General features: G+C 72.2%; 21 protein-coding genes and 1 pseudogene. 13 read left to right on the plus strand and 9 right to left on the minus strand.

What is annotated here, in order from left to right; genetic code table 11:
- Window positions 1-56: 56 nt before the first annotated feature.
- The 3 genes from SCAB_RS37665 to SCAB_RS37675 form a co-directional block, all read right to left on the minus strand.
- Window positions 57-524 carry an NUDIX domain-containing protein gene (locus tag SCAB_RS37665; RefSeq protein WP_013005282.1) on the minus strand — a complete coding sequence of 156 codons (468 nt, stop codon included), beginning with the start codon at window positions 522-524 and terminating at the stop codon, window positions 57-59.
- Entirely contained in the window at window positions 521-2,059 is a 1,539-nt protein-coding gene (locus SCAB_RS37670; protein ID WP_013005283.1) for an ATP-dependent DNA ligase, read from the minus strand. Before SCAB_RS37670 ends, SCAB_RS37665 begins: the two co-directional genes overlap by 4 nt.
- Before the next feature lie 146 nt (window positions 2,060-2,205).
- Window positions 2,206-3,147, minus strand: coding sequence for an NAD(P)/FAD-dependent oxidoreductase (locus tag SCAB_RS37675; RefSeq protein ID WP_013005284.1), 942 nt, complete (start codon window positions 3,145-3,147; stop codon window positions 2,206-2,208).
- A gap of 77 nt (window positions 3,148-3,224) precedes the next feature.
- Here SCAB_RS37675 and SCAB_RS37680 point away from each other — a divergent pair, with 77 nt between their 5' ends.
- The 6 genes from SCAB_RS37680 to SCAB_RS37705 all read left to right on the plus strand — a co-directional run bounded on the left by SCAB_RS37680 (window position 3,225) and on the right by SCAB_RS37705 (window position 8,535).
- Complete coding sequence (locus SCAB_RS37680; protein WP_013005285.1) at window positions 3,225-3,821, plus strand: helix-turn-helix domain-containing protein; 597 nt, start codon at window positions 3,225-3,227, stop codon at window positions 3,819-3,821.
- A gap of 114 nt (window positions 3,822-3,935) precedes the next feature.
- Window positions 3,936-4,913, plus strand: coding sequence for an NADPH:quinone oxidoreductase family protein (locus tag SCAB_RS37685; RefSeq protein ID WP_037727565.1), 978 nt, complete (start codon window positions 3,936-3,938; stop codon window positions 4,911-4,913).
- Window positions 4,910-6,094: an acyl-CoA dehydrogenase family protein gene (locus SCAB_RS37690; protein WP_013005287.1), complete on the plus strand. Its 1,185-nt coding sequence runs from the start codon at window positions 4,910-4,912 to the stop codon at window positions 6,092-6,094. The genes SCAB_RS37685 and SCAB_RS37690 overlap by 4 nt, the downstream gene beginning before the upstream one ends.
- A complete protein-coding gene (locus SCAB_RS37695; protein WP_013005288.1) occupies window positions 6,091-7,185 on the plus strand; it encodes an acyl-CoA dehydrogenase family protein in 1,095 nt (364 codons plus the stop codon). The genes SCAB_RS37690 and SCAB_RS37695 overlap by 4 nt, the downstream gene beginning before the upstream one ends.
- A gap of 183 nt (window positions 7,186-7,368) precedes the next feature.
- The gene (locus SCAB_RS37700) at window positions 7,369-8,238 is read left to right on the plus strand and encodes a phosphatidylinositol-specific phospholipase C/glycerophosphodiester phosphodiesterase family protein (RefSeq protein ID WP_013005289.1); all 870 of its coding nucleotides are present in this window, start codon (window positions 7,369-7,371) and stop codon (window positions 8,236-8,238) included.
- 102 nt (window positions 8,239-8,340) lie between these two features.
- The gene (locus SCAB_RS37705) at window positions 8,341-8,535 is read left to right on the plus strand and encodes a hypothetical protein (RefSeq protein ID WP_037727566.1); all 195 of its coding nucleotides are present in this window, start codon (window positions 8,341-8,343) and stop codon (window positions 8,533-8,535) included.
- 28 nt (window positions 8,536-8,563) lie between these two features.
- Here SCAB_RS37705 and SCAB_RS37710 read toward each other — a convergent pair whose 3' ends face one another.
- From SCAB_RS37710 to SCAB_RS37720, 3 genes and pseudogenes are all read right to left on the minus strand, one after another.
- The gene (locus tag SCAB_RS37710; protein ID WP_013005291.1) at window positions 8,564-9,733 is read right to left on the minus strand and encodes a phosphodiester glycosidase family protein; all 1,170 of its coding nucleotides are present in this window, start codon (window positions 9,731-9,733) and stop codon (window positions 8,564-8,566) included.
- A gap of 115 nt (window positions 9,734-9,848) precedes the next feature.
- On the minus strand, window positions 9,849-10,223 hold the full coding sequence (locus SCAB_RS37715) for a DUF779 domain-containing protein (RefSeq protein ID WP_013005292.1): 375 nt from the start codon (window positions 10,221-10,223) through the stop codon (window positions 9,849-9,851).
- A 58-nt stretch (window positions 10,224-10,281) separates the two neighbouring features.
- Window positions 10,282-11,319 (minus strand): annotated as a pseudogene (locus tag SCAB_RS37720) (pectinesterase family protein); the annotation flags it as partial.
- Between the two features lie 545 nt (window positions 11,320-11,864).
- On the opposite strand from SCAB_RS37720, the gene SCAB_RS37725 reads away from it, so the two are divergent.
- The 5 genes from SCAB_RS37725 (at window position 11,865) to SCAB_RS37745 (ending at window position 17,017) form a co-directional block, all read left to right on the plus strand.
- Complete coding sequence (locus tag SCAB_RS37725) at window positions 11,865-12,872, plus strand: substrate-binding domain-containing protein (protein ID WP_037727570.1); 1,008 nt, start codon at window positions 11,865-11,867, stop codon at window positions 12,870-12,872.
- A 320-nt stretch (window positions 12,873-13,192) separates the two neighbouring features.
- The gene (locus SCAB_RS37730) at window positions 13,193-15,622 is read left to right on the plus strand and encodes a sensor histidine kinase (protein ID WP_013005295.1); all 2,430 of its coding nucleotides are present in this window, start codon (window positions 13,193-13,195) and stop codon (window positions 15,620-15,622) included.
- Between the two features lie 46 nt (window positions 15,623-15,668).
- Window positions 15,669-16,097, plus strand: coding sequence for a roadblock/LC7 domain-containing protein (locus SCAB_RS37735; protein ID WP_013005296.1), 429 nt, complete (start codon window positions 15,669-15,671; stop codon window positions 16,095-16,097).
- A 1-nt stretch (window position 16,098) separates the two neighbouring features.
- Window positions 16,099-16,455 carry a DUF742 domain-containing protein gene (locus SCAB_RS37740; protein ID WP_013005297.1) on the plus strand — a complete coding sequence of 119 codons (357 nt, stop codon included), beginning with the start codon at window positions 16,099-16,101 and terminating at the stop codon, window positions 16,453-16,455.
- Entirely contained in the window at window positions 16,442-17,017 is a 576-nt protein-coding gene (locus SCAB_RS37745; protein ID WP_037727572.1) for a GTP-binding protein, read from the plus strand. Before SCAB_RS37740 ends, SCAB_RS37745 begins: the two co-directional genes overlap by 14 nt.
- An 11-nt stretch (window positions 17,018-17,028) precedes the next feature.
- Here SCAB_RS37745 and SCAB_RS37750 read toward each other — a convergent pair whose 3' ends face one another.
- The 3 genes from SCAB_RS37750 to SCAB_RS37760 all read right to left on the minus strand — a co-directional run bounded on the left by SCAB_RS37750 (window position 17,029) and on the right by SCAB_RS37760 (window position 20,609).
- Window positions 17,029-17,634 (minus strand): TetR/AcrR family transcriptional regulator, encoded by a 606-nt coding sequence (locus SCAB_RS37750; RefSeq protein WP_013005299.1) that lies wholly within the window; start codon window positions 17,632-17,634, stop codon window positions 17,029-17,031.
- A 28-nt stretch (window positions 17,635-17,662) separates the two neighbouring features.
- Window positions 17,663-19,681, minus strand: coding sequence for a galactose-binding domain-containing protein (locus SCAB_RS37755; protein ID WP_041670095.1), 2,019 nt, complete (start codon window positions 19,679-19,681; stop codon window positions 17,663-17,665).
- Between the two features lie 550 nt (window positions 19,682-20,231).
- Window positions 20,232-20,609, minus strand: a complete 378-nt coding sequence (locus SCAB_RS37760; protein WP_013005301.1) for an HGxxPAAW family protein — start codon at window positions 20,607-20,609, stop codon at window positions 20,232-20,234.
- A 118-nt stretch (window positions 20,610-20,727) separates the two neighbouring features.
- Here SCAB_RS37760 and SCAB_RS37765 point away from each other — a divergent pair, with 118 nt between their 5' ends.
- Both SCAB_RS37765 and SCAB_RS37770 read left to right on the plus strand, forming a co-directional pair.
- On the plus strand, window positions 20,728-21,189 hold the full coding sequence (locus tag SCAB_RS37765) for a MarR family winged helix-turn-helix transcriptional regulator (RefSeq protein ID WP_013005302.1): 462 nt from the start codon (window positions 20,728-20,730) through the stop codon (window positions 21,187-21,189).
- Window positions 21,190-21,637: 448 nt separating this feature from the next.
- Window positions 21,638-23,308: a cellulase family glycosylhydrolase gene (locus SCAB_RS37770; protein WP_013005303.1), complete on the plus strand. Its 1,671-nt coding sequence runs from the start codon at window positions 21,638-21,640 to the stop codon at window positions 23,306-23,308.
- Window positions 23,309-23,370: the final 62 nt, after the last annotated feature.

The following is a 23,370-nucleotide window of genomic DNA, read 5'->3' on the forward strand; positions in this document are numbered from 1 at the left end:
CCTGCGTGGGCTGTCCTTCGACCTTCCCGCGCGACGGCGCACGCCGCAACGCGGACTCAGCCCGAGTGCTCCGCGAGACGGTCGAGAAACTCCGCCTGCGCCGGGACGAGCACGGCCCGGGCCCGTTCGACGGTGAGCCACTCCACGCGGTCCAGCTCCGGGAACTCCTGGACATGGCCGGACTTCGGCGGCCACTCCATGCGGAAGGTGCCCGGTACGACGGTCGCGGGGTCGAGGTCCGCCTCGATCGCCCAGACCGTGACGATCTTGCCGTTCTTCTGCTGCACCTCGCCCAGCGGCACGGCCTCCCCCTCCGGCGGCGCCAGCCCCAGCTCCTCCCGGAACTCCCGGCGGGCCGCGTCCCAGGCCGGCTCGTCCGGTTCGTACTCGCCCTTGGGCACGCTCCACGCGCCCGCGTCCTTGTGCGCGAAGTACGGGCCGCCCATGTGGCCGAGCAGGACCTCGACGCCGTGCTCGGTGCGGCGGTGCAGCAGCAGGCCGGCGCTGCGCTTGGGTGTGGTCAACGCGTCACCTCGGGGTGTGCGGACAGCAGGGCCTCGACCGTATCGGCTTCCCCCGGGGTCTTGTCCTCGCGGTAGCGGATCACGCGGGCGAAGCGGAGGGTGACACCGGCCGGGTAGCGGGTGGAGCGCTGCAGTCCGTCGTAGGCGATCTCGACGACAAGTTCGGGGCGTACGGTCACGCCCCAGCGGTGCTCCTCCACGGCCAGCTCCGTCAGCCGTTCGGTCTGCCAGGCCAGCAGCGCGTCGGTCATGCCCTTGAAGGTCTTGCCGAGCATGGCGAAGGCGCCGTCGGCGGTGCGGGCGCCGAGATGGAGGTTGGACAGCCTGCCCGTGCGGCGGCCGTGGCCCCACTCGGCGGCCAGGACCACCAGATCGAGGGTGTGCACCGGCTTGACCTTCAGCCAGGACGCCCCGCGCCGGCCCGCGCTGTAGGGGGCGTCCAGCGCCTTCAGTACGACACCCTCGTGGCCGCGTTCCAGGGTGTCGGTGAGGAACCGCTCCGCCTCGGGCAGGTCGTCGGGGCCCGTCACGAGGGTGCGGCGGACCCGCATGGGCTCCGGGACGAGTCGGGCGAGGACGGCGTGGCGTTCGGTGAACGGGAGGTCCAGGAGATCCTGCCCGTCAACGGAGAGCGCGTCGAAGAAGACAGGGGAGACGGGCACCTGGCGGGCCGCCGTCGCCACGTCCAGCCGTGAGCCCACCCGGCCCGCCGTCTCCTGGAAGGAGCGGGGCCGCCCGTTCCCGTCGAACGCGATCACCTCCCCGTCCAGGATGAACCGTTCGCCCCGCAACCCCAGTGCGGCGGAGGTGAGTTCGGGCAGCCGGTCGGTGATGTCGTCCAGGGTGCGGGTGTACAGGCGTACGTCGCCGCCGTCGCGGTGGAGCTGGACGCGGATGCCGTCCAGCTTCTCCTCGACCGCGCACACGCCGAGCTTCGCCACGGCCTCGGCGACGGAGGGGGCGCTGTGGGCGAGCATCGGCTGGACGGGGCGCCCGACGGTGAGCCGGAACCCTTCGAGGGCCCGCGGGCCCTCGGCGAGCAGCGCCCGCGCCACGGTCTGCAGCGAGCCGGCGAGCATCACCGCCCGGCGTACGTCGGCGGCGGGCGCCCCGGTGGCCCCGGCCAGGCCCTCCACCGCCAGCGCGTCCAGGGCGCCCTGGCGGACCTCGCCGGTGAGCAGGCCGACGAGGTACCGCTGTTCGTCCTCGGTGGCCGCCGCGAGCAGCGCGCCCACCAGCCGTCTGCGTTCGGTCTGCGAGCCCGTACCCGTGACGGCGCCGATCGCCGTCAGGCGGGCGTCGACCTCGCGGACGGTGAGGGTCGCGGTGCCGGCCGGGGGGATCCGCTGGTCGAGGACCTTCCAGCCGATGCCCAGGCGGCCCTGGGGCAGGCGGCCCGCGAGGTACGGGATGACGATCGGCACGTCCTCCTCCCCGGCGTCCCGGAAGAGGTCGGCGAGCAGGGCGGTCTTGCGGGACCGGGCCGAGGTGGCGGCGATCTCTTGCGACACGCGGGCGAGCCGGGCGAAGAGCATGGGGCCATGGTCCTACGGAGTTCCGCCGGGCGCCTACGGGGGAAGGGGGTGCGGTGTGGTGGCGGATGCGGGTGAGAGGGGCTTCTCGCACGGTTCCCCGCGCCCCTTCGGGGCGACGGCCCTCCGGGCCGGTCCCTCACGCCCGGCTATCGCGGGGGCGCCGCGTCCAGGTCCGCCATCAGGAGGTCTCCGTTGATCGTGGCTCCCGCCCGGTAGCCCGAGGAGGCCGCGTTGACGACCTGTTCGGAGAAGCCGATCGCGTTCCCGGCGGCCCAGACGCCGGGAACGGTGGTCAGGCCGGTGGGGTCGACGACGGGGTACGCGCCGAACGGGGTCTCGTTCATGGCGGCGCCGAGTTTCTCCAGCAGGCTCGTCCGCGGGATCGGCCGGGGGGCGGTGAAGATCACCGACCGGGCGTGGGCCGTGCCGTCGGCTAGCCGGACGCCGGTGAGCCGGTCGTCCTCCACGACCAGGCCCGCCACCGCTCCCGGGACCACCTGCACCCCCGCTGCCGCGAGACGGCGCAGGTCGTCGTCGGAGAGGTCGCTCTCGGGGGTCTCGTGCAGGAACAGGGTCACGTCCTCGGACCACTGGGAGACCATCAGGGCCTGGTGGACGCTCATCGGGCCGGTGGCGAGGACGCCGAAGGGCCGGTCGCGGACCTCCCAGCCGTGGCAGTAGGGGCAGTGCAGGACGTCCCGGCCGAAGCGTTCGGCGACGCCGGGGACGGCCGGCAGGTCGTCCTTCAGACCGGTGGCGACGACCAGACGGCGCCCGCGCGCGGACCGGCCGTCCGCGAGGGAGACGGTGAAGGCCCCGCCGTCCTCGTCGCGGGTCACGTCCACCGCCCGGCCCCGGACCGGCTCGACGCCGTAGCGGGCGATCTCCTCGCGGCCCACGGCCAGGAACTCCGCGGGCGGCATCCCGTCCCGCGTCAGAAAGCCCTGAATGTGCGCGGCGGGCGCGTTGCGCGGCTCGCCCGCGTCGACGACCAGGGTGCGCCGCCGGGCCCGGCCGAGGACCAGGGCGGCGGACAGTCCCGCCGCTCCGCCGCCGATGACGATCACTTCGTACTGCTGCTCGGTCATGGGTGACCACCTCCACGACGACGGTCGCGCCGAATCGCCGCATTGACAAATGCCTTTGCCGAAACTGCAATAGCGGGATGAGCGACACGAGTGCGGACGCGGGCGGGACGGACGAGGTTCTCGCCGGGGTCGGGCCCCGGCTGCGGCGGATCCGGAAGGAGCGGGAGGCGACGCTCGCCGGGCTGTCGGAGGCGACCGGCATCTCGGTGAGCACGCTGTCACGGCTGGAGTCGGGACTGCGCAAGCCCAGCCTGGAGCTGCTGCTGCCGATCGCCCGGGCCCATCAGGTGCCGTTGGACGAGCTGATCGGGGAGCCGCCGGTCGGCGACCCCCGGGTGCGCTCGAAGCCGATCCGGCGGCACGGGCGGACGTACTGGCCGCTGACCCGGCAGCCGGGCGGCCTCCAGGCATTCAAGGTGCTCGTGCCGCAGTCGAAGCAGGAGCCGGAGCCGCGCACGCACGAGGGGTACGAGTGGCTGTACGTGATGTCCGGGAAGCTGCGGGTCGTGCTCGGCGAGCACGACGTGGTGATGGTCGCCGGGGAGGCCGCCGAGTTCGACACCCGGGTGCCGCACTGGTTCGGTTCGACGGGGGAGGGGCCGGTGGAGTTCCTCAGCCTGTTCGGGCCGCAGGGCGAGCGGATGCACGTACGGGCCAGGCCCGCGCGTCCGTGACGTACACGACTCCTCCGGAGCGGTTCCCCGGAGAGCAAGCGACCGCTTAGTATGCATGCGACAGTCGACCCCCGGTCCGACGAGGACGTCCGAGGCAGTCCGTGGAGGCATCGCATGCAGGCATGGCAAGTGCACGAGAACGGCGAGCCGGGCGAGGTGATGCGGCTCCAGGACGTGGAGCGGCCCACGCCCGGTGACGGCCAGGTCCTGCTGAAGGTGCGCGCCGCGAACGTCAACTTCCCCGACGCCCTGATGTGCCGCGGGCACTACCAGGTCAGGCCGCCGCTGCCGTTCACGCCCGGCGTGGAGATCTGCGGGGAGACCGAGGACGGCCGCCGGGTCATCGCCAATCCGGTGCTGCCGCACGGCGGTTTCGCCGAGTACGCGGTCGCCGACGCCGCCGCCCTGCTCCCCGCGCCCGAGGCGCTGGACGACGCCGAGGTGGCGGCCCTGCACATCGGCTACCAGACGGCCTGGTTCGCCCTGCACCGCCGGGCGCGCCTCGAAGCGGGGGAGACCCTGCTCGTCCACGCCGCCGCCGGAGGGGTCGGCAGCGCGGCCGTGCAGCTCGGCAAGGCGGCGGGCGCGACCGTCATCGGCGTCGTGGGCGGCGCCGACAAGGCCGTCGTGGCCCGGGAGCTGGGCTGTGACGTGGTGGTCGACCGGCGGAGCGAGGACGTCGTCTCCGCCGTGAAGGCGGCCACCGGAGGCCGGGGCGCGGACGTGATCTACGACCCCGTGGGCGGCGACGCCTACACGCAGTCGACCAAGGTCGTCGCCTTCGAGGGACGCATCGTGGTCGTCGGCTTCGCCGGCGGGACGATCCCGAGCCCCGGCCTCAACCACGCCCTCGTCAAGAACTACTCGATCCTCGGCCTGCACTGGGGCCTGTACAACACCAAGAACCCGAAGCTGGTCCAGCACTGCCACGAGCAGCTCACCGAGCTGGCGGCCCGGGGCGTCGTCCGGCCGCTGGTGAGCGAGCGCACGCCGCTGGACGGAGCCGCCGCCGCCGTGCAGCGCGTCGCGGACGGCGTCACCACGGGCCGGGTCGTCGTCGTACCCGCGCCGGAGAACGGAGCCGCCGCATGACCGACGCAGCCGACCTCAGGCGCCGCACGGCCGAGTTGCTCGCCGCGCACCCGCCCGCCACCACCGACCGCCTGGAGTTCCTGCGCGCCCGCTTCGACGCCGGACTCGCCTGGGTGCACTACCCCGAGGGCCTCGGCGGGCTCGGCGCCCCGCGTTCCCTGCAGGCCGTCGTCGACGCCGACCTGGCGGCGGAGGACGCCCCCGACAACGACCCGCGCCGCATCGGCATCGGCCTCGGCATGGCGGCGCCGACGATCCTCGCCTACGGCACCGAGGAGCAGAAGCGGCGGTTCCTGCGCCCGCTGTGGACGGGGGAGGAGGTCTGGTGCCAGCTGTTCAGCGAGCCCGGCGCCGGCTCCGACCTCGCCGCGCTCGGCACCCGGGCCGTCCGGGAGGGCGACGGCGACTGGGTCGTCGACGGCCAGAAGGTGTGGACGTCCAGCGCGCACGTCGCCCGCTGGGCCATCCTCATCGCCCGCACCGACCCGGACCTGCCCAAGCACCAGGGCATCACCTACTTCCTCTGCGACATGACCGACCCGGGCATCGAGGTCCGGCCGCTGCGCCAGGTCACCGGCGAGGCCGAGTTCAACGAGGTCTTCATCACCGGCGTCCGCATCCCCGACTCCCGCCGCCTCGGCGGGATCGGCGACGGATGGAAGGTCGCCCAGACCACGCTCAACAACGAGCGCGTCGCCATCGGCGGCATGCGCCTGCCCCGCGAGGGCGGCATGATCGGCCCGGTCGCGAAGACCTGGCGCGAACGTCCCGAACTGCGCACCCACGACCTCCACCAGCGGCTGCTGAAGCTCTGGGTCGAGGCCGAGGCCGCGCGGCTCACCGCCGAGCGGCTGCGCCAGCAGCTCGTCGCCGGACAGCCCGGCCCCGAGGGCGCCGGCATGAAGCTCGCCTTCGCCCGCCTCAACCAGGAGATCAGCGGCCTGGAGGTCGAACTCCGCGGCGAGGAAGGACTGTTGTACGACGACTGGACCATGCGGCGCCCCGAACTGGTCGACTTCGTCGGCCGCGACGCCGGGTACCGCTACCTCCGCTCCAAGGGCAACAGCATCGAGGGCGGGACCACCGAGGTCCTGCTAAACATCGTCGCCGAGCGCGTCCTGGGCCTGCCCGGCGAACCGCGCACCGACAAGGACGTCGCGTGGAAGGACCTGGCCCGATGACAGCGCAGAGCACACAGCCCGACCTCCTGTACTCGGAGGAGGAGGAAGCCCTCCGCGCGGCCGTCCGCGACCTGCTGACCGACCACTGCGACGCCGCGGGCGTGATCGCCCGCGCCGAGTCCGACGCCCCGCACGACCTGGCGGCGTGGAAGGCCCTCGCCGGAGGCATGGGTCTCGCGGGACTGCTCGTGCCGGAGGAACTGGACGGGCAGGGCGCCACCCACCGTGAAGCGGCGGTCGTCCTGGAGGAGCTGGGCCGTGCGGTCGCGCCGGTCCCGTATCTGACCAGCGCGGTCGTCGCCACCGAGGCCCTGCTGGAGTGCGGGGCCGACGACCTCCTCACCCGGCTGGCGTCCGCGACCGCGATCGGTGCCCTGGCGGTCTCGCTGAGCGTCCCCGCGGGCAGCGCCTACCAGGTCGTACGGCATGAGGACGGCGCCCTGCACGGGGAGCTGACCGGCATCGCCGACGCGGCCGTCGCCGACGTGCTGCTGGTGCCCGCCGACGACGGCGGCCTGTACGCGGTGGACGCCTCCGCCGCGACCGTCACCCCGCAGGTGTCGCTGGACCTGACCCGCCCGCTGGCGAAGGTTTCGCTCGACGGGGCGCCCGGCCGGCTCCTCGGCGACGCCGAGCCCGCCGTCCGCCGGGCCCTGCGTGCCGGGGCCGGACTGCTGGCCTCCGAGCAACTCGGCCTCGCGGAATGGACGTTGACCGAGACGGTCCGCTACCTCAAGGCACGCAAGCAGTTCAACCGGCCCGTCGGCGGCTTCCAGGCGCTCAAGCACCGGCTCGCGCAGCTCTGGCTGGAGGTCGTCAACCTGCGGGCGGCCGCCCGCAACGCGGCCGACCGGCTCGCCGCCGGCAGCGACGACGCCGACCTCGCGGTGGCCGTCGCCCAGGCGTTCGCCGCGCCCGTGGCCGTCCACGCGGCCGAGGAGGCACTGCAGTTGCACGGCGGGATCGGCATGACCTGGGAGCACCCGGTCCACCTGTACCTGAAGCGCGCCAAGGCCGACTCGATCGCGTACGGCACGGCGGGCGCCCACCGGACCGCGCTGGCCGGACTGGTCGACCTCCAGGCCCCCTGACGGCCGTCCGCCAAAGCCGGGGAAAGCCCGTCCCACCAGGGGCGGGCTTTGCGCCGTGCGCGCGGCGGCGCGGATGAACGCACCACGGCGGTCCGGCCAACTCCCCGTACGGCACTGCCCGTACGCCCCTTCCGGCTCGCATACTCGCAGGGTCCCGCACCGGCCCCACCCGGGAGGCAGCGCATGGTCCTCACCACCCGTCGCAGAGCCCTCACCACCCTCGGCGCCGCCCTCGCGGGCGCGGTGACCCTGCCCGCCACGAGCGCGTCGGCCGGCGAACGCGGCCACCGCCCGCGCCCGTTGTGGCGGGCCCACGCCCACAACGACTACGAGCACCCGCGCCCCCTCCTCGACGCCCTCGACCACCGCTTCGGCAGCGTCGAGGCCGACGTCTTCCTCGTCGACGGCCGGCTCCTCGTCGCCCACGACCCGGCCGGCCTCGACCCCGCCCGCACGCTCGCGTCCCTCTACCTCGAACCGCTCGCCGCCCGGGTCCGCGCCCACCACGGCTCGGTGCACCGGGGGCGGCGCAAGCCGCTGCAGCTGCTCATCGACCTCAAGACCGAGGGCTCGTCCACCTACCTCGCACTCGACCGGCAACTTCGGCGCCACCGGCACCTGTTCACGACGTACGCCCACGGCCGGGTGCGCCCGGGGGCGGTGACGGCGGTGGTCTCCGGGGACCGGGCCGCCCGGGTGCCCATGGCGGCGCAGTCCGTGCGGCACGCGTTCTACGACGGACGGCTCGCCGACCTCCTCGACCCGGCGCCCGCGCCCGCCTCGTTCGTCCCGCTCGTCTCCGACAACTGGACGGTCCACTTCACCTGGCAGGGCGTCGGGCCGTTCCCCGAGGCCGAGCGCGCGAAGCTGCGCCGGATCGTCGCGACGGCCCACGGGCGGGGACAGCGGGTCCGGTTCTGGGCGACGCCCGACCTGGCGGGCCCGGCCAGGAACGCGGTGTGGGGCGAACTGGTCGCGGCGGACGTCGACCACCTCAACACCGACGACCTCGCGGGGCTCGCGGCGTTCCTGGAGGCTCGCGGGCCGGTGTAGACCACTCGTTCGGCGGACATGTCAGCCACCCGGACGAATGCCTCACTGCGTCACACTTGCGGGCGAATGACGCGAAGTGCGCGTGGCGGAAGGAGGTTGACGATGGCCATTTCCATCTCTGTGGTGGTGCTGCTCGTGATTCTGACGGTGGTCTTCCTGCGCAACGGTGCGCTGAAGATGTCGCATGCGGTGGTGTGCGTGCTGCTGGGCTTCTCGATGGCCGGCACGAGCCTCGGGCCGACGATCCACAACGGGATGACGGCCACGGCGGAGATCGTGAGCAGTCTGGAGCCGTGAGGGGCGCCTGACGGCTCCGGGCGCCTCGTCAGGCTTTCGTGAAGACGCCGATGCCGTTCGGGACGGCCCGTTCCGTGCCGTCCGTCGGGTGGTTCCTGACCGTGACGGTGCTCGCGCCGGGCGCGCGGGCCACCAGCGTGGAGGAGCCGCCGCCGTCCAGGCCGAACGCGTCGGTGGAGCCCAGGCCGCGCAGGGTGGAGGCGACCTCGGCGACGGTCAGCCCCGTGCGGTAGGCGGCGGCGCCGTCCAGAGCGAGCAGCAGCAGCCGGTGGCCGCCGTCGGCGACACCGGCGGCGGTGCGTACCGCCGAGGTGGTGTCGTCGAGGCCGGGCAGCGGCGCGCCGTCCCGCAGGACCGGGTAGCCGCCCAGCGCGAACGCGTACGGAGTTCCGGTCGAGGAGACCAGCACGTGCTGGACGTCCACCGTGTCGCCGGGGGAGAGCTTGCGCAGCCGCTGGGCGCCCGCCTCGCGCCCGACGAGGACCGTCGTGCCCTCCGCGATGGCGCCGCTGCCGGGGGTGCCGGCCGAGCCGACCACGCGGCCGTCCTCGACCACCACCTCGTGGGTGTCGGTGCTGCACGGTGCCGCCCGGTCGGTGTCCGTGCCGCAGACGGCCCGCATCCGGGAGACGCTGCCCCAGTCCGAGGTGAACGCCCCGACGGAACCCACCGGCAGGGCGTACTGGTTGAGGCCGCGCAGCGGGAGGTCGCCGTCGGCGGTGGTGACGGACCCGTCGAGGGCGACGCTGTCCAGGCGGGCCGTGCCGTCGGTCGTGACGCCGAGCACGTCCCGGGTGCTCGTCCCCGGCGGCAGGGCGGGACCGAAGCGCTGGCCCTTCGGTACGGCGGCCTTGAGCGCGTGCCCGGCGGCGATCGCCGGACCGACCGGTGCCCCGGTGGCCGCGACGCCCGGGTGCTGGGTCTCGGTGATGTTGAAGAAGTCGCCGTTGACCCCGGCCACGGCTCCCGCCGCGCCGGCCAGCCGGGACACGGTCGCCCGCGCTGCCACCTTCCCCGGGTACAGCAGCCCGACGCCGACCTGCCGGTTGCGCAGGTCGACGGTCAGCAGATGGGCGTGGGTGACGCCCTGGGCGCCCCTGACGTCGAAGTGGCTGTACTCGACGCCCGGCGCGACGGCGACGGCCCGGGGCGCGGCGGTGGCCGGTGCCGCGCCCGCCAGGGCCGCGCCGGCCAGCACACTCCACACCGAGAGAACCGTCAGTACCCTGCGCACCCGTCCAGCACGACGCGTCACGGCGCCCCCTGATGTCTCGTCAACCGTTCCCAGGACTCAGGGAAAGTGCACCAGACGACTACCGGCCGGGCGGCGCCTCGGCTCCGACGACGCGGGAACGGATGAGAAAACGCACCCCTTCGGGTGCCTCCAGCGAGAAGCCGCCGCCCCGGCCCGGTACGACGTCGACGATCAGCCGGGTGTGGCTCCACACCTCGTACTGGCCGCGGGACATCCAGAACCCGACGCTCTCGTCGACCCCGTCCACGGTCAGCTCCGCGAGGAGGACGTCGGAGTCCCCCGTGCGGAACTCGCCGTCCGGGTAGCACATGGGGGAGCTGCCGTCGCAGCAGCCGCCCGACTGGTGGAACATCAAAGGGCCGTGGGCCGCCCGCAGCCGCCGTACGAGATCGGCGGCCGCGGGGGTCAGCTCGACGCGCGGGACGACATCCATGGCCGCAGTGAACGCCCGGGCAGGTTGCGAGGACGTTGCGTGCGCCCCGCCGCGGTGGTCAGGCGCCCGGTGTCCAGCCGGCCAGCCAGCCGGTGACCTCCTGGCCGGACGCCTGTGCGTCGCTCAGGTGCGGGCGGTCGGAGCTCGCGCCGCCCGATCCCGGACCGGTGTTCCGGTACTCGGCGAAACGGTCGTCCTTCCAGGAGAAGCCGCTCATGTCGGTCCACGGCGCGGTCCGGATCGCCGCGCTGAGGCTGGTGTTGCGGACCGTGGTCTGGGGGTCGAGCGAGGCGTCACCGCCCGCGTGCCAGGGGCGGCCGAGGTGGAAGCTCCGGTCGGACACGTCACCGTTGACGGTGGAGTTGGTAATCAGGAAGCCCTTGCGGCCGGCGGCGGTGCTCGGTGCGGTGACGTAGCCGGCCGAGGTGCCGTTCCAGCGCTTCTTCAGGGTGATGACCGACCGGTCGACGGCGGCCGTGGCCCTGCCGAAGATGAAGTCGACGTTGCCGATGACGTAGGAGTTCACGACGTAGACCCGGCCCAGCCTGTCCTTCGAGGCGGTGTCCAGCAGCAGGGTGTCCTGGTCGCCGGTCACGATGACGTTGTCGAGGAGCACCTTGTCGGCCGCCGTGCGCAGCGCGACCGCCTGCTGGTCCTTGAGGGACTGGTTGGCGGCCTCGTCGAAGTCGTTGGAGAGGGTCAGGTTGCGGGCCTGGAAGTCGTCCGCCTCCACGGCGACGGTGGCGCTGCCGCCGGTGCCGTAGGTGCCGCCGCCCGGCTTGGGCGTGCCCGCCGCGTTGTTGTACACGATGGTGGTCTCCTTGCGGCTGCCGCCCGTGCCCTGGATGGTGACGTGCGGCTTGTTGGAGGGGACCTTGACGAGTTCCCGGTAGGTGCCCGGCCTGACCGAGATCACCACCCGCGAGGGGTTGTTCGCGGGCACCGCGTCGACGGCCTTCTGCACGCTGGTGAACTGGCCGCTGCCGTCCTTGGCGACGGTGAGGGTGGTGGCCGCGGCGGCCTTGGCGGCCACCGTCGTGCCGATCGAACTCCGGTGTCCCGTAGCGGACATGAGCAGCGCCGGCACGTCGGCCGCCGCGGCCGCGCGGGGCTGCGCGTCCTCGCCGAACACTCCGAGGACCGTGCCGTGGGCCATGGTCCCGGCGGCGACGAGGGACAGGGGGACACCGGCCGCGAGGGCGGTGCTCCTTCTGCGGTGGCGGGCCTTGCCGCGGTTCTCGCTCATGCGTCGCTTCCGTTCCGTGTGGGGGAGGGAGCCGTCAGACGGGCAGTCGCCGCCGGAGGCACCGGGGTTGCCGCCCCCGGGGACGGGATCCGGCCTAAGAACGGGACCACCGGACCGGTGGCGGGGACGGCCGGAAATCGACTCCGGCGGGCGGGCTGGAACGTTCCAGGTCCCCCGCCCCGGACCCGCCCCGGCCGTTGACACGTGTGCGCGGGTCAGGATCGGGCCGTCACGGCAACACATCGATTACGTTGTTCACTTGACTACCGGGCGTCACACGCGATTGGCTCCGCCCAGCGAAAGTCAGCCAGTCGCCGCACGTCATCGCGGTGATGACGGCGGCCTCGCTCTCCCCGACCTCCCACCCCGGTCGCACAGCGAGGTGCCGCGCCCCCATGAACCCCTCTCCCGTGCCCCACAGGTTCCTCACCGCCTTCCGTGCCACGGCCCTCGCCGCGGCTCTCTGCCTGACCGTCGTCGGCTGCTCCGTCCTCGGCGGCTCGCAGGACGGTGCGGACACGGACACGTCGGGGGTCCCGGGCGGGATGAAGGTCGCGCTGATCACGCACAGCGCCGAGGGGGACGCCTTCTGGGACCTGGTCCGCAAGGGCGCCGAGGCCGCAGCCGCGAAGGACGGCATCGAGCTGACGTTCGTCAGCGACCCCGACCCCGCGGGGCAGGCGAAACTGGTGCGGGACGCGATCGCCGACAAGGTCGACGGCATCGCGGTGACCCTCGCCAAGCCGCAGGCCGTGCGCGGCGCGGTCGCCGAGGCCCGCGCCGCGGGCATACCCGTGGTGGGCCTCAACTCCGGCATCGGTGCCTGGCGGGCCCAGGGCCTGCTGGGTTTCTACGGCCAGGACGAGAGCGTCGCCGGCCGGGCGCTCGGCAACGAACTCGACGCCCGCGCCGCCAAGCGCGCCCTGTGCGTCATCCACGAGCGCGGCAACGTCGCCCTGGAGGCCCGCTGCGCCGGCGTACGCAAGACCTTCGGCGGGCAGACCGAGAACCTGTACGTCGACGGCACCGACATGGACGCGGTGACCGACGCGATCGCCGCGAAGCTCCGTCAGGACCCGTCCATCGACGAGGTCGTCACGCTCGGGGCGCAGTTCGCGCTCGCCGCCGTGGACTCCGTGGGCGACGCCGGCAGCAAGGCCGAGGTCGCCACGTTCGACCTCAACAAGGACCTGGTCAAGGCCGTACGGGACGGGGACGTCCAGTTCGCCGTCGACCAACAGCCCTACCTGCAGGGATATCTGGCGGTCGACGGGCTGTGGCTGTACCGGACCAACGGCAACGTCAGCGGTGGCGGCGTCGCCCCGGTGCTCACCGGCCCCGCCTTCGTGACCAGGAAGAACATCGCCGGCATCGCCAGGTTCGCGGCGAACGGGACCCGCTGACGTGACGCGTCCGGGCCACCGCGCGCCCTCGCGTCCGGGCCACCGCGCGCTCCCGCGGCGAGAGCCCGTAGCCCGCCGCGCGCGGACAAACGGAACCTTCCGTTCGGGCACGGCCGAGCCACGCGCCCCAAGTATCCGGAACGGTCGTGTAACGGCGACGCCAAACTTCCCACCACCCCTGCGACGTGCGCTCACTTGTACGGATAACATCCTCCGCATCCCCTGTGCGCCCCACTGACAGGTGTCCACCCACCGATTCCGGACCCCTGCCGCCCCGCCCCCGCTCCCTTCCGCTCCCCGCCAACCGCCCAAGGACGACGATGCCCCCACGGACCGGCGCCCGGCGCCGTCTCGGCTCCATACGTCTCTCGCTGATCCTCCTGGCTCTGATCCCCAGCGTCACGCTGGCCGTGAGCTGGGGTGTGACGACGACCCAGATGTTCTCGGAGGGCCTGCAGCTGCGGACGCAGACCGGTCTGAGCAAGTCCACCGGTGCCATGGGAACCGAGGCGACCCTCGCCCTGCAACGTGAGCGGGCCCTGTCCGCCGCCTACATGGCGACCCCCGGCAGCTCCATGGACGCGCTGCGGCGGCAGCGCCGGGAGACCGACCGGGCGGTCGCCAAGCTGGACCGCCGCGCGAGCGAGATCGAGCGCGCCCCCGACCGTATCGGCGACCAGCTGTACTCGGTGATGGGCGCCTCCAACAGCCTGGAGTACTACCGGGACCAGGTGGACAACCCCACCGACATCACGCCCGAGCAGGTCCTGGAGCACTACGGCTCGATCATCGACGGCCAGATCCACGCCTTCCAGCAGCTGACCCAGGTCGACGACGGCGACCTCACCTCGCAGGCCGGTCCCCTCGTCACCATCGCGCAGGCCGCGGAGCTGGTCTCCCAGGAGGACGCGATCCTCACCCTCAACTGGCCCTCGGGCCGTCTCGACGAACCCACCCGCAACGGTTTCGCCCAGGTGGTCAACGCCCGCCGCTGGCTCGTCGACAACCAGCTCGTCCCCTCGCTGGAGGGCGAGGTGAAGACCGAGGTCGAGCGGATCGTCCAGGGCGGGGACTGGCGGGCGCTGCAGTCCGTGGAGGACGAGGTCCTCTCGGCCCGCACCACGGGCGACGGCGCCTCCCGCCACACCCGACTGCCGCAGGCGCAGGCGCGCTGGGACGCCGCGATGACGAAGCTCTCCACCCAGTACGAGCAACTGATCCGCCAGCAGACCCAGGGCCTGCTGGACCGCAGCGGCGAGGAGGCGCGCGGGCTGCTGATCACGGCCGGTTCGCTGAGCGCCGGCGGTCTCGCCGCGCTGCTGCTGTGCATCGTGATGTCCTGGCGCATCACCCGCTCGCTGTCCCGCCGGCTCACCGGACTGCGCACGGCCACCCTCAGCCTCGCCGAGGAACGGCTGCCCGACATCGTCGCCCGCCTCGACCGGGGCGAGAAGGTCGACGCCGACGCCGCCTCGGCCCCGCTGGACTACGGCACCGACGAGCTCGGCCAGGTCGCCAAGGCGTTCAACGCCGCCCAGCGCACCGCCGTCCACACCGCCGTGGAACTCGCCGACACCCGGCGCGGCTTCCAGCGCGTCATCCTCGGCATCGCCCGGCAGAGCCAGAACCTGGTCAACCTCCAGCTCACCAAGCTGGACCAGCTCGAACGCCGTCACCAGGACCCCGAGATCCTCAAGGGCCTCTACGAACTGGACTCCACCGCGAGCCAGTTGCGCCGCTACGAGGAGAACCTGGTCATCATCAGCGGTGAGCGCCCCGGCCGCAGCTGGACCGAACCGGTCGCGCTCATCGACATCCTGCGCAGCGCCGTCGGCGAGGTCGCCCAGTACCAGCGGGTGGAGGTGCACGCCGACGACGACGTGTGGATCGCCCCGCCCGCCGTGGCCGACATCATCCACCTCCTCGCCGAACTCATCGACAACGCGACCTCGTACTCGCCCGCCCCGAGTCCCGTCAGCGTCCGCGCCGCGACCGTCGCCAAGGGGCTCGCCCTGGAGGTCGAGGACCGGGGCCTCGGCATGTCCGAGGAGGACTACGCCGCGTTCAACGCCCAGCTGGCGGTGCCCCCGCAGTTCGACGTGGTCGCGCTCGCCGACGACCTCCGGCTCGGCATGTTCGTCATCGCCCGGCTCGCCACCCGGCACGGCATCACCGTCACCCTGCGCGCCTCGCCGTACGGCGGCACCACCGCGATCGTCCTGATCCCCGACGAGACGGTGGTCCGCGAGGCACCCGCCGACGACGAGGACGGCCCCGAGACCGCCGAACCGCCCGCGCGCAGCTCTCTGGTGGCCGCCCGGGTCGCCGCCGCGCCGGGCCCCGGCCCGGACGCCACGTCCGTACGCCGGGAACCGGACGGTACGGCGCCGGAGACCGTGGCGGATGAGGCGGGCGACCCCTCCCTCGTGAGCTCCGACCCCTCCCCGGGTGCGAACGGGACGCGGCCGGCCGCCGAGAGGAAGCCCAGGGCCGGCAAGAAGGGCGGCCCGATGCCGTTGCCGCGCCGGATTCCGCAGACCAGTCTGGCGGCCGAGCTGAAGGAGGAGTCCGGACCCTGCCCCGACGGTGACGACGACGACTTCACGGCCGAGCGGGCGGCGTCCTCGCTCGCCGGCTTCCAGCGCGGAACCCTCCGGGCCCGTGACGACGACGCGGAATCCGAGTACGCCCCGGGGGAGGAATCCGTATCCGAAGAACCGGGGGACCGCGTCCCCGCCTCCGGCACCTGACGGCCCATCGACTCCCCACGCAGACCGCTCTTTGAAGGACACACAGATGACACGCCCCATCCCCGCCACGCACAGTCAGCTCGACCAGCTGCTCACCGGACTGGTGGACCGGGTCGCCGAGGTCGACCACGCCGTCGTGCTCTCCGAGGACGGACTGGTCGTCAGCAAGTCCACCGCTTTCCTGCGCGACGACGCCGAGCGGCTCGCGGCGACCGCGTCCGGCCTGATGAGCCTCAGCAAGGGCGTCAGCATGGACTTCCGCGGCGGTCCCGTGCGCCAGTTGCTCATCGAGATGGGCAACGCCTTCCTCATCCTCACCAACGCCGGCCCCGGCGCCAACCTCGCCGTGCTGACCCGTCAGGGCGCCGACGTCGGCGTGGTCGCGTACCAGATGAACATGCTGGTGAAGAAGATCGGCGAGCACCTCAGCGCGGCCCCACGCACCGGTGCCGTCGCGGCCGACAGCGGCGAGTGAGGTGAACGGAGGCGATGCGGCGGGCCGGCTGGTTCGCCCGTTCACCCTGACGGGCGGCCGGACCCGGCCCGCCCGTGGCGACTTCACCCTCATCACGATGGTGGTGGCCGTGGACCCGCAGCCGGCCGGCGGCACCCGGCCCCAGCCGGAGCACGCCCGCATCCTCAGACTGTGCGCGAGACCGATCGTGGTGGCGGAGCTGGCGACCGGCCTCGACCTGCCGGTCAGCGTGGTCGCCATCATGCTCTGCGACCTGCTGGAAGCGGGCCGGATCAGTGTGCGCCAGCCGCGCCTGATCTCCCGCAACCCCGACCTGGACCTGCTGAAGAAAGTGAGGGACGGTCTTGGCCGGCTCTGACCCCCAGGGGATCTCGGCTCCCGACACGGTGAAGATCCTCATCGCCGGCGGGTTCGGCGTCGGGAAGACGACCATGGTCGGCTCGGTCAGCGAGATCGTCCCGCTGCGCACCGAGGAACCCCTCACGACGGCCGGTCTCGACGTCGACGACCTCGACGGTATTCCCGAGAAGCACGCCACCACGGTGGCCCTCGACTTCGGCCGGATCAGCATCGGCCAGGACCTCGTGCTCTATCTGTTCGGCACACCCGGACAGCAGCGGTTCTGGTTCATGTGGAACGACCTCGCGATCGGCGCCCTGGGCGCCGTCGTCCTGGTCGACGTGCGCCGGCCGGAGTCCAGCTTCGCCGCCATCGACTTCTTCGAGCGCCGCAAGATCCCGTTCGTCATCGGCGTCAACGGCTTCCACGGCGAGCACCCCTACGAACCCGAGGTGATCCGGGAGTCCCTGGCGCTGCCGGAGAACACCCCCGTCCTGCTCTTCGACGCCCGTGAACGCGCCTCCTGCCGCGACGTCCTGATCGCCCTCCTGGACCAGCTGATCGCCACGTCGGCCCGCTGACGCCGGTGGCCCTACGGGCGGACCTCCTCGCGGACCAGACCGGCCACATGGTCGGTGATGGTGTCGAGGATGTCCGCCCAGGCCGCGTCGTCGCCCAGGACCAGGAAGTTGAGGGTGAGACCGTCCGTCATGGCGGCCAGATAGCGGGCCAGCACCGGGACGGGCACCGTCAGTTCGAACCCCATCGTCCGGCGCAACTGCTCGATCAGATCGGCGTAGGTGACGCGGTACATCTCGTACTGCCGCCGCGCCAGGTGCTCGAACCCGGGCTCCCGCAGGGCGTACTGGGTCAGCTCGTAGGTGAGCATGTGCTCGCCCGGGTGGGCGGACACATGGTCCCAGTACGCCTGGAAACCGGCCCGGACGGTCTCCCTGAGCGTCTCCCTCGGCCGGATCGCCTCCCGCACCAGGGCCACGTAGTGCCCGCTGATGGTGGTGATGACGGACTCGATCAGCTCCTGCTTCGACTCGAAGCAGTAGTGGAAGACGCTCAGCGACACGCCCGCCTCGGCCGCGATGGACCGGGTCGTCGTCCTGGGGACTCCGTCCCGGGTCATCGCGCGGATCGCGGCCTCGGTGAGCTGTCTGCGTCGCTCGGCCGACGGCAGGCGTGCCATGTGGATCCCTTTCCCCCGTGGAATGCGGTCAGCTGCTGTAGACGCCGACCTCGTAGAGGGAGTAACCCCAGTCCGTACCGCGGTCGGTCCCCAGCATCCGAACATACCGGGCCGTCACCCCGGAGAACTTGGCCGTGTCGAGACCGCCGTCACCGGAAGTGGTGGACCACACCGTCTTCCAGGTCGAGCCGTCGGTGGAGACGTCGATCTGGTACGCCTTGCCGTAGGCCCGCTCCCAGTCCAGGGTGACCTTCCGGACCGTGTGCGAGGTGCCGAGGTCCACCTTCCACCACTGGGAGTCGTTCCAGTCGCTCGCCCAGCGGGTGCCGCCGTCGCCGTCCACGGCCCGGCCGGGCTGGTAGCTGGTGACGGGGTTCGACTCGGACGCGCTGGCCGTCGCCGTCCTGCCCTTGGCCAGGTTGACGCCCGCCTGGTGGCCCTCGGAGGAGCCCCAGGTGTCGAGGTAGGACTCGGCGCCCTTGAAGAGGTCGTCCACCGCGCCCTGGCCGCCGACCTGCCGGATGTCCTCGATCCAGTCCGGGATCATGCCGACATGGGCGGCGCCGTCGGTGTTGTAGTCGAAGGTGCGCTGACCGGTGGTCTGCTTGTCGATCGTCGAGCCGCCGTCGACGCTCTTGAAGGGGTACTTCACCGGGTTGGAGGTGTTCGCGCCGCGCGGGGCGGGGTGGTCGCCGATGCCGTTGAAGTCGGTGCCGTAGCCGTAGCCCACGTCGTACTTGGTCCGCAGCGCGTCGGTGCGCGCGGCCTCCTTGGCGAACGCCTCGGAGCCGTGCATGTACTGGGCGACGAAACCGCCGAGGGAGTAGACCCGCTCGGTCCAGTTCAGGTCCATCCAGCTGTGCGAGGACAGGATGCCCGGGTAGGACGCGGCCTCGAACATGTCCAGGACCTGGCCGGTGGCCTTGACGCTCATGTGGTCGATCTCGAGCATCATCTTGCGCTTCATCATGCCCTGCACGGCGTACTCGCCGAGATCGGTCAGCCCGCGCACGTTGCACTGGGCGTTGTCGTCGTACTCCGGCACCTCGGTGCCGTCCGGCAGGTCCTTCTCGGCCTTCGTGGCCGCCCCGCCGATCGGGTTGTCCTTCTGCGGGCCCTTGCACTTCTCCGTCTGCCAGAAGGTGCCGGTCGACAGGAACTGGCCGACGTTGATCGCCGTACCGAGACCGCCCTCGTCGAAGCGGACGCCGCACAGCGCGTTGTCGAACTTGTGGCACAGGAACATGCTGCGCACGCCCAGGCCGTACAGCTCGTCGAGGCCCTTGTCGATGTCCGCCTTGCTGCACTGCGCGATGTCGAGGATCTGCTTGCAGCCGAACGGCTCCGAGGTCTCCACACCGAGGACGACGGCGAGCTTGCCCTGCTTGATCACCTCACGGGCCTGCGCGCTGTCGGTGACGATCCGGAACCAGCCCTTGCCGGCGCCGCCGTACTGCTTGTCGATGTAGTCCTGAAGGTCGTACGTCAGCTTCGCCTGCAGCCGGATCGAGGTCATCTCGTCGCAGCTGCGTTCCTTGAACGGGTAGATCGAGCAGATCATCCCGTTGGTCACCAGGTCGTTGACCAGCACCCGCTGGCCGCCCCGCCAGGCGCGCTCGATCCAGGCGTAGTAGTTGGCCTGGTGCGTCATCGAGTCGTACGCCGGCCAGTCCTTGAACGTCGGGTAGCCGACCGGGTCGTGCTTGCCGTCGCCGCCGTGGGTGATGTAGTCGAAGATCGCGAGGCTGCCGTCGGGGTAGTGCTCGGGACAGTCCTTCAGCGCGTCGGCGATGCCGGACGGGGAGAAGACCTTGCCGCAGATGAGCCGGCCGCCGAACGCCTCGTTGGAGAACAGGTGGTTGTGGGCGTCGACGAACCCGCGTACGTCACCGGCCGAGTCGGTCCCCTTGAACGGCTCGCCCGTCACGTTGATCTGCGAGTCGGGCGCCGGCCGTGAGGTGGGCAGCCACCAGTCGCCGGCCGCGGCCGCACTGGACGACGGACTGAGCAGCATGCCCATCGTCGTGAGGAACAGCGCCAGCACCATGAGGGGTCTGCGTCTGTCATGGGCGCGTGGAGTCCTGGTCATCACTCACGTCCTCGGTCAGGGGGATGCACGGTCGATCGGCCAGACCGTTCCGGGACGCGGTGAACACCCACGACGCCGTAGTCCGTTTGTCATGGCTGGCACAAGCGATGTGACGAGAATCGCCACTGCGGTGATCCGAGTCAATAGTCCGGGACGCTTGACCTGATGCCACTCGTTGCCCTAGAGAGCGTGAACACTTCGTCAACTTCTGTGGTGTTCGCGGGGGTTGGGCCGGACCGCCGGATCGCCGGACCGCAGGCGGCGTGACCGGCGCCGCCAGGACCCTTCTGACGGATCTCCGCGGCGTCAGGGCCCTGGTCGTCGCCCCCGGGGTGCTCCTCGCGTTCCGACGCCGGCCGGACCTTCGTGGGCCCCTGACCCTCCTGCGGCCCTCGCGCCGCGGTCGGCACGGGGGAGAGGTCGGCGGTGGGTGGCGCGCCCGGGCCGGCCGGGAGCTTTCCCGGCCGGCCCGTGGCCTGCTTCACCCCGCCCGAAACCCGAACCTGGATCAGGCGGGGGAGTCGGCCGCCGGGACGGCGGCGGCGCCCTCCGGGCTGTGGGCGGGCCCGGGTACGGCGGGCAGCGGGGCGGGGGTCCGGCGCCGGCCGGCCAGCCGGCAGCCGAGGCACTCCGCGTGGCCGCCGCGCACGGAGAGGTCGCGGACGCGCAGGCTCCACTGGTCACGGGGGCGGGGGCCCGGCGGCTTGCCCCAGCCGGCGAGGTGCAGGCCCCAGGTGACCAGGAGGGCCAGCACCGAGACCGCGGTGCCCAGGACGAACCCGGGGGCCCAGCCGCAGACGCCCAGACCGAGGAGCGCGGACCCCGTGGTGCCGATGGCGGTGCCGGTCCAGCCGGCGATGGTGTGGCCCTCGTCGTGAAGACTCACGTGTGTGCTCCCTTGACGTGCGCCGCGTCGTGCCACGGCATGCCGCGGCCACGCCCACGGCGCCGGACTATGATGTCTTAGTAAGTAAGGAATATAGCTTGCCCCGGAGGCAACTTCAATGGAGCCCGAACGCCGCCCCACCGTCCCGGAGGCGATCAGCGCCATGGACGGCCTGATCGCCACGATGATCGTCGGCCAGCAGGAGTTCGCCCGGAGATTCGGCCTGAGCGTCACCGACCTCGTGTGCTTCGCGTACGTCATGGAGGCCGGGGACACCCCGGTCACCGCCGGTGACCTGGCGCAGCGCGCGCATGTCACCACGGGGGCGGTCACCGGCATCCTCAACCGTCTGGAACGCGGCGGGTTCGTGACCCGGCAGCCGGACCCCGCCGACCGCCGCCGCGTCCGCGTGGTCGCGGTCCCGGACGTCGTCGAGCGGGTGGTGGCGGTCTACGGCCCGTTCTACGCCCGCCTCGCCGAGCTGTTCGCCCGCTACTCGCCCGATGAACTCGCCCTGCTCACCGACTGGTTCGGGCGCGCGGAGGAACTGGCCCGGGGGTATCTGGACGAGTCCCGATAGGCGAGTCTCGGAGGCGGGTCCGTGATCCCCCGGGTGCCCGGGTGCCCGGGCACCCGGACGGTGACTCTCGGGACAGCGGTGCCGTCGAGCCCTTGATCATCACCCGACAGGGGAGCGTGCCGATGCCGGTGCTCGGGACGTCGGTGATCGCGGCGAACTGGGCGTGGGCGGCCAGGCGGCCGACCTGTTCGAGGTTGTCGACGCTGGTCGGCGGTGGCCGTGCACCTGAGCTGCCAGTCGCCGCGGCGGTCCGGGCGGGCCTTCGGTGCTGACTACGCGCGTGCCACTGCGCGTGCCAACACGCGTGTCAACGTGCGTGACAAACGCGCGCAGGGTTGACGTGCGCCGAGCCAGATGGGTTCATGGGAGCGCTCCCATGAACCATCGCCACCCCCCACCTCTCGTTGATGCCTGAGCTTCTCGGCGCCCACCCCCACCTGGAGTCGCAATGAGAACTGGACGAAGCACGCAGCGAAGAAACCCCCTCGGCACCCTGCTGGCAGGGCTCGCCGGCCTGATCGGACTCGCACTCCTGGGCGTCCTGGCGCCGGCCGTGGCGCTGGCCCAGTCGGCGCCCGACGCCCGGGCCGCCGGCCTGCACATCAGCGACGGCCGTCTCGTGGAGGGCAACGGCAACGACTTCGTGATGCGCGGCGTCAACCACGCCCACACCTGGTACCCGGGCGAGACACAGTCGCTGGCCGACATCAAGGCGCTCGGCGCCAACACCGTCCGCGTCGTCCTCTCCGACGGCCACCGCTGGACGAAGAACAGCGCCGCCGACGTGGCGAACGTCGTCGCGCAGTGCAAGGCCAACCGGCTCATCTGCGTCCTGGAGGTGCACGACACCACCGGCTACGGCGAGGAGGCCGCCGCCGGGACGCTCGACCACGCTGCCGACTACTGGATCAGCCTCAAGGACGTCCTCGCCGGCGAGGAGGACTACGTCGTCGTCAACATCGGCAACGAGCCCTGGGGCAACACCGACCCCGCGGGCTGGACCGCGCCGACCAAGGCCGCCGTGCGGAAACTGCGGGCCGCCGGCCTCGAGCACACCATCATGGTGGACGCCCCCAACTGGGGTCAGGACTGGCAGGGCGTCATGCGCGCCGACGCCCGGTCCGTGTACGAGGCCGACACCACCGGCAACCTCGTCTTCTCGATCCACATGTACAGCGTCTTCGACACCGCCGCCGAGATCAACGACTACCTGAACGCCTTCGTGGACGCCCGACTGCCCCTGCTCATCGGCGAGTTCGGCGGACCCGCCGACCAGTGGGGCGATCCGGACGAGGACACCATGATGGCCGCCGCCGAACGGCTGGACCTCGGCTACCTGGCCTGGTCCTGGAGCGGCAACACCGATCCGGTCCTCGACCTGTCGATCGGCTTCGATCCCAACCGGCTCAGCGCCTGGGGCGAGCGCATCTTCAACGGCGCCGACGGCATCGCGCGGACGGCGAAGGAGGCCACGGTCTTCGGCGGCACCCCGGACGACACCAAGGCGCCCACCGCCCCCGGCACCCCGACCGCCTCCGCGGTGACGGCGACCTCCGCCACGCTGACCTGGACGGCGGCCACGGACGACACCGGTGTCACCGCCTACGACATCGTCCGGGTGAGCGGCTCCACCGAGAGCAGGCTCGCCTCCTCCACCACCGACTCGGCGACCCTGACCGGCCTCACGGCCGGCACGACGTACACCTTCGCGGTCTACGCCCGTGACGCCGCGGGGAACCGGTCGAACCGTTCGGGCACCGTGAACGTCACCACGGACCAGGGCGGCGGCACCCCCGCCGGGGACTGCTCGGTGACGTACCGGGCCACCAACGAGTGGCCGGGCGGCTTCCAGGGCGAGATCGTCATCCGCAACACCGGCACCACCGCCGTCAGCGGCTGGACCCTCGCCTTCGCCTTCGCCGACGGCCAGACCATCGGCACCATGTGGGGCGGCACTCCCACGCAGAGCGCCGGATCCGTGAGCGTGAAGCCCGTTTCCTACACCTCCACCATCCCGGCCGCGGGCTCGGTGACGGTCGGGTTCATCGGCACCAAGGGCGCCAGGAACACCGCGCCGACGGCCTTCACGCTCAACGGGGCTTCCTGCACCGGCAGTTGAATGGTCCGACGAGTCGGCCGGCCCGGCCGGGACGACCGGCGGGGGACGCTCACGGCCCCCGC

Origin of the sequence: Streptomyces scabiei 87.22 (assembly GCF_000091305.1) — a bacterium.
Classification (GTDB): Bacteria; Actinomycetota; Actinomycetes; order Streptomycetales; family Streptomycetaceae; genus Streptomyces; species Streptomyces scabiei.

Excerpts from the sequence above, each read along its gene's own strand:
- SCAB_RS37670 (WP_013005283.1), bottom strand. The coding sequence starts at position 2,059 with ATGCTCTTCGCCCGGCTCGCCCGCGTGTCGCAAGAGATCGCCGCCACC.
- SCAB_RS37675 (WP_013005284.1), bottom strand. The coding sequence starts at position 3,147 with ATGACCGAGCAGCAGTACGAAGTGATCGTCATCGGCGGCGGAGCGGCG.
- SCAB_RS37680 (WP_013005285.1), top strand. The coding sequence starts at position 3,225 with ATGAGCGACACGAGTGCGGACGCGGGCGGGACGGACGAGGTTCTCGCC.
- SCAB_RS37685 (WP_037727565.1), top strand. The coding sequence starts at position 3,936 with ATGCAGGCATGGCAAGTGCACGAGAACGGCGAGCCGGGCGAGGTGATG.
- SCAB_RS37690 (WP_013005287.1), top strand. The coding sequence starts at position 4,910 with ATGACCGACGCAGCCGACCTCAGGCGCCGCACGGCCGAGTTGCTCGCC.
- SCAB_RS37695 (WP_013005288.1), top strand. The coding sequence starts at position 6,091 with ATGACAGCGCAGAGCACACAGCCCGACCTCCTGTACTCGGAGGAGGAG.
- SCAB_RS37700 (WP_013005289.1), top strand. The coding sequence starts at position 7,369 with ATGGTCCTCACCACCCGTCGCAGAGCCCTCACCACCCTCGGCGCCGCC.
- SCAB_RS37705 (WP_037727566.1), top strand. The coding sequence starts at position 8,341 with ATGGCCATTTCCATCTCTGTGGTGGTGCTGCTCGTGATTCTGACGGTG.
- SCAB_RS37715 (WP_013005292.1), bottom strand. The coding sequence starts at position 10,223 with ATGGATGTCGTCCCGCGCGTCGAGCTGACCCCCGCGGCCGCCGATCTC.
- SCAB_RS37725 (WP_037727570.1), top strand. The coding sequence starts at position 11,865 with ATGAACCCCTCTCCCGTGCCCCACAGGTTCCTCACCGCCTTCCGTGCC.
- SCAB_RS37730 (WP_013005295.1), top strand. The coding sequence starts at position 13,193 with ATGCCCCCACGGACCGGCGCCCGGCGCCGTCTCGGCTCCATACGTCTC.
- SCAB_RS37735 (WP_013005296.1), top strand. The coding sequence starts at position 15,669 with ATGACACGCCCCATCCCCGCCACGCACAGTCAGCTCGACCAGCTGCTC.
- SCAB_RS37750 (WP_013005299.1), bottom strand. The coding sequence starts at position 17,634 with ATGGCACGCCTGCCGTCGGCCGAGCGACGCAGACAGCTCACCGAGGCC.
- SCAB_RS37755 (WP_041670095.1), bottom strand. The coding sequence starts at position 19,681 with ATGGTGCTGGCGCTGTTCCTCACGACGATGGGCATGCTGCTCAGTCCG.
- SCAB_RS37765 (WP_013005302.1), top strand. The coding sequence starts at position 20,728 with ATGGAGCCCGAACGCCGCCCCACCGTCCCGGAGGCGATCAGCGCCATG.
- SCAB_RS37770 (WP_013005303.1), top strand. The coding sequence starts at position 21,638 with ATGAGAACTGGACGAAGCACGCAGCGAAGAAACCCCCTCGGCACCCTG.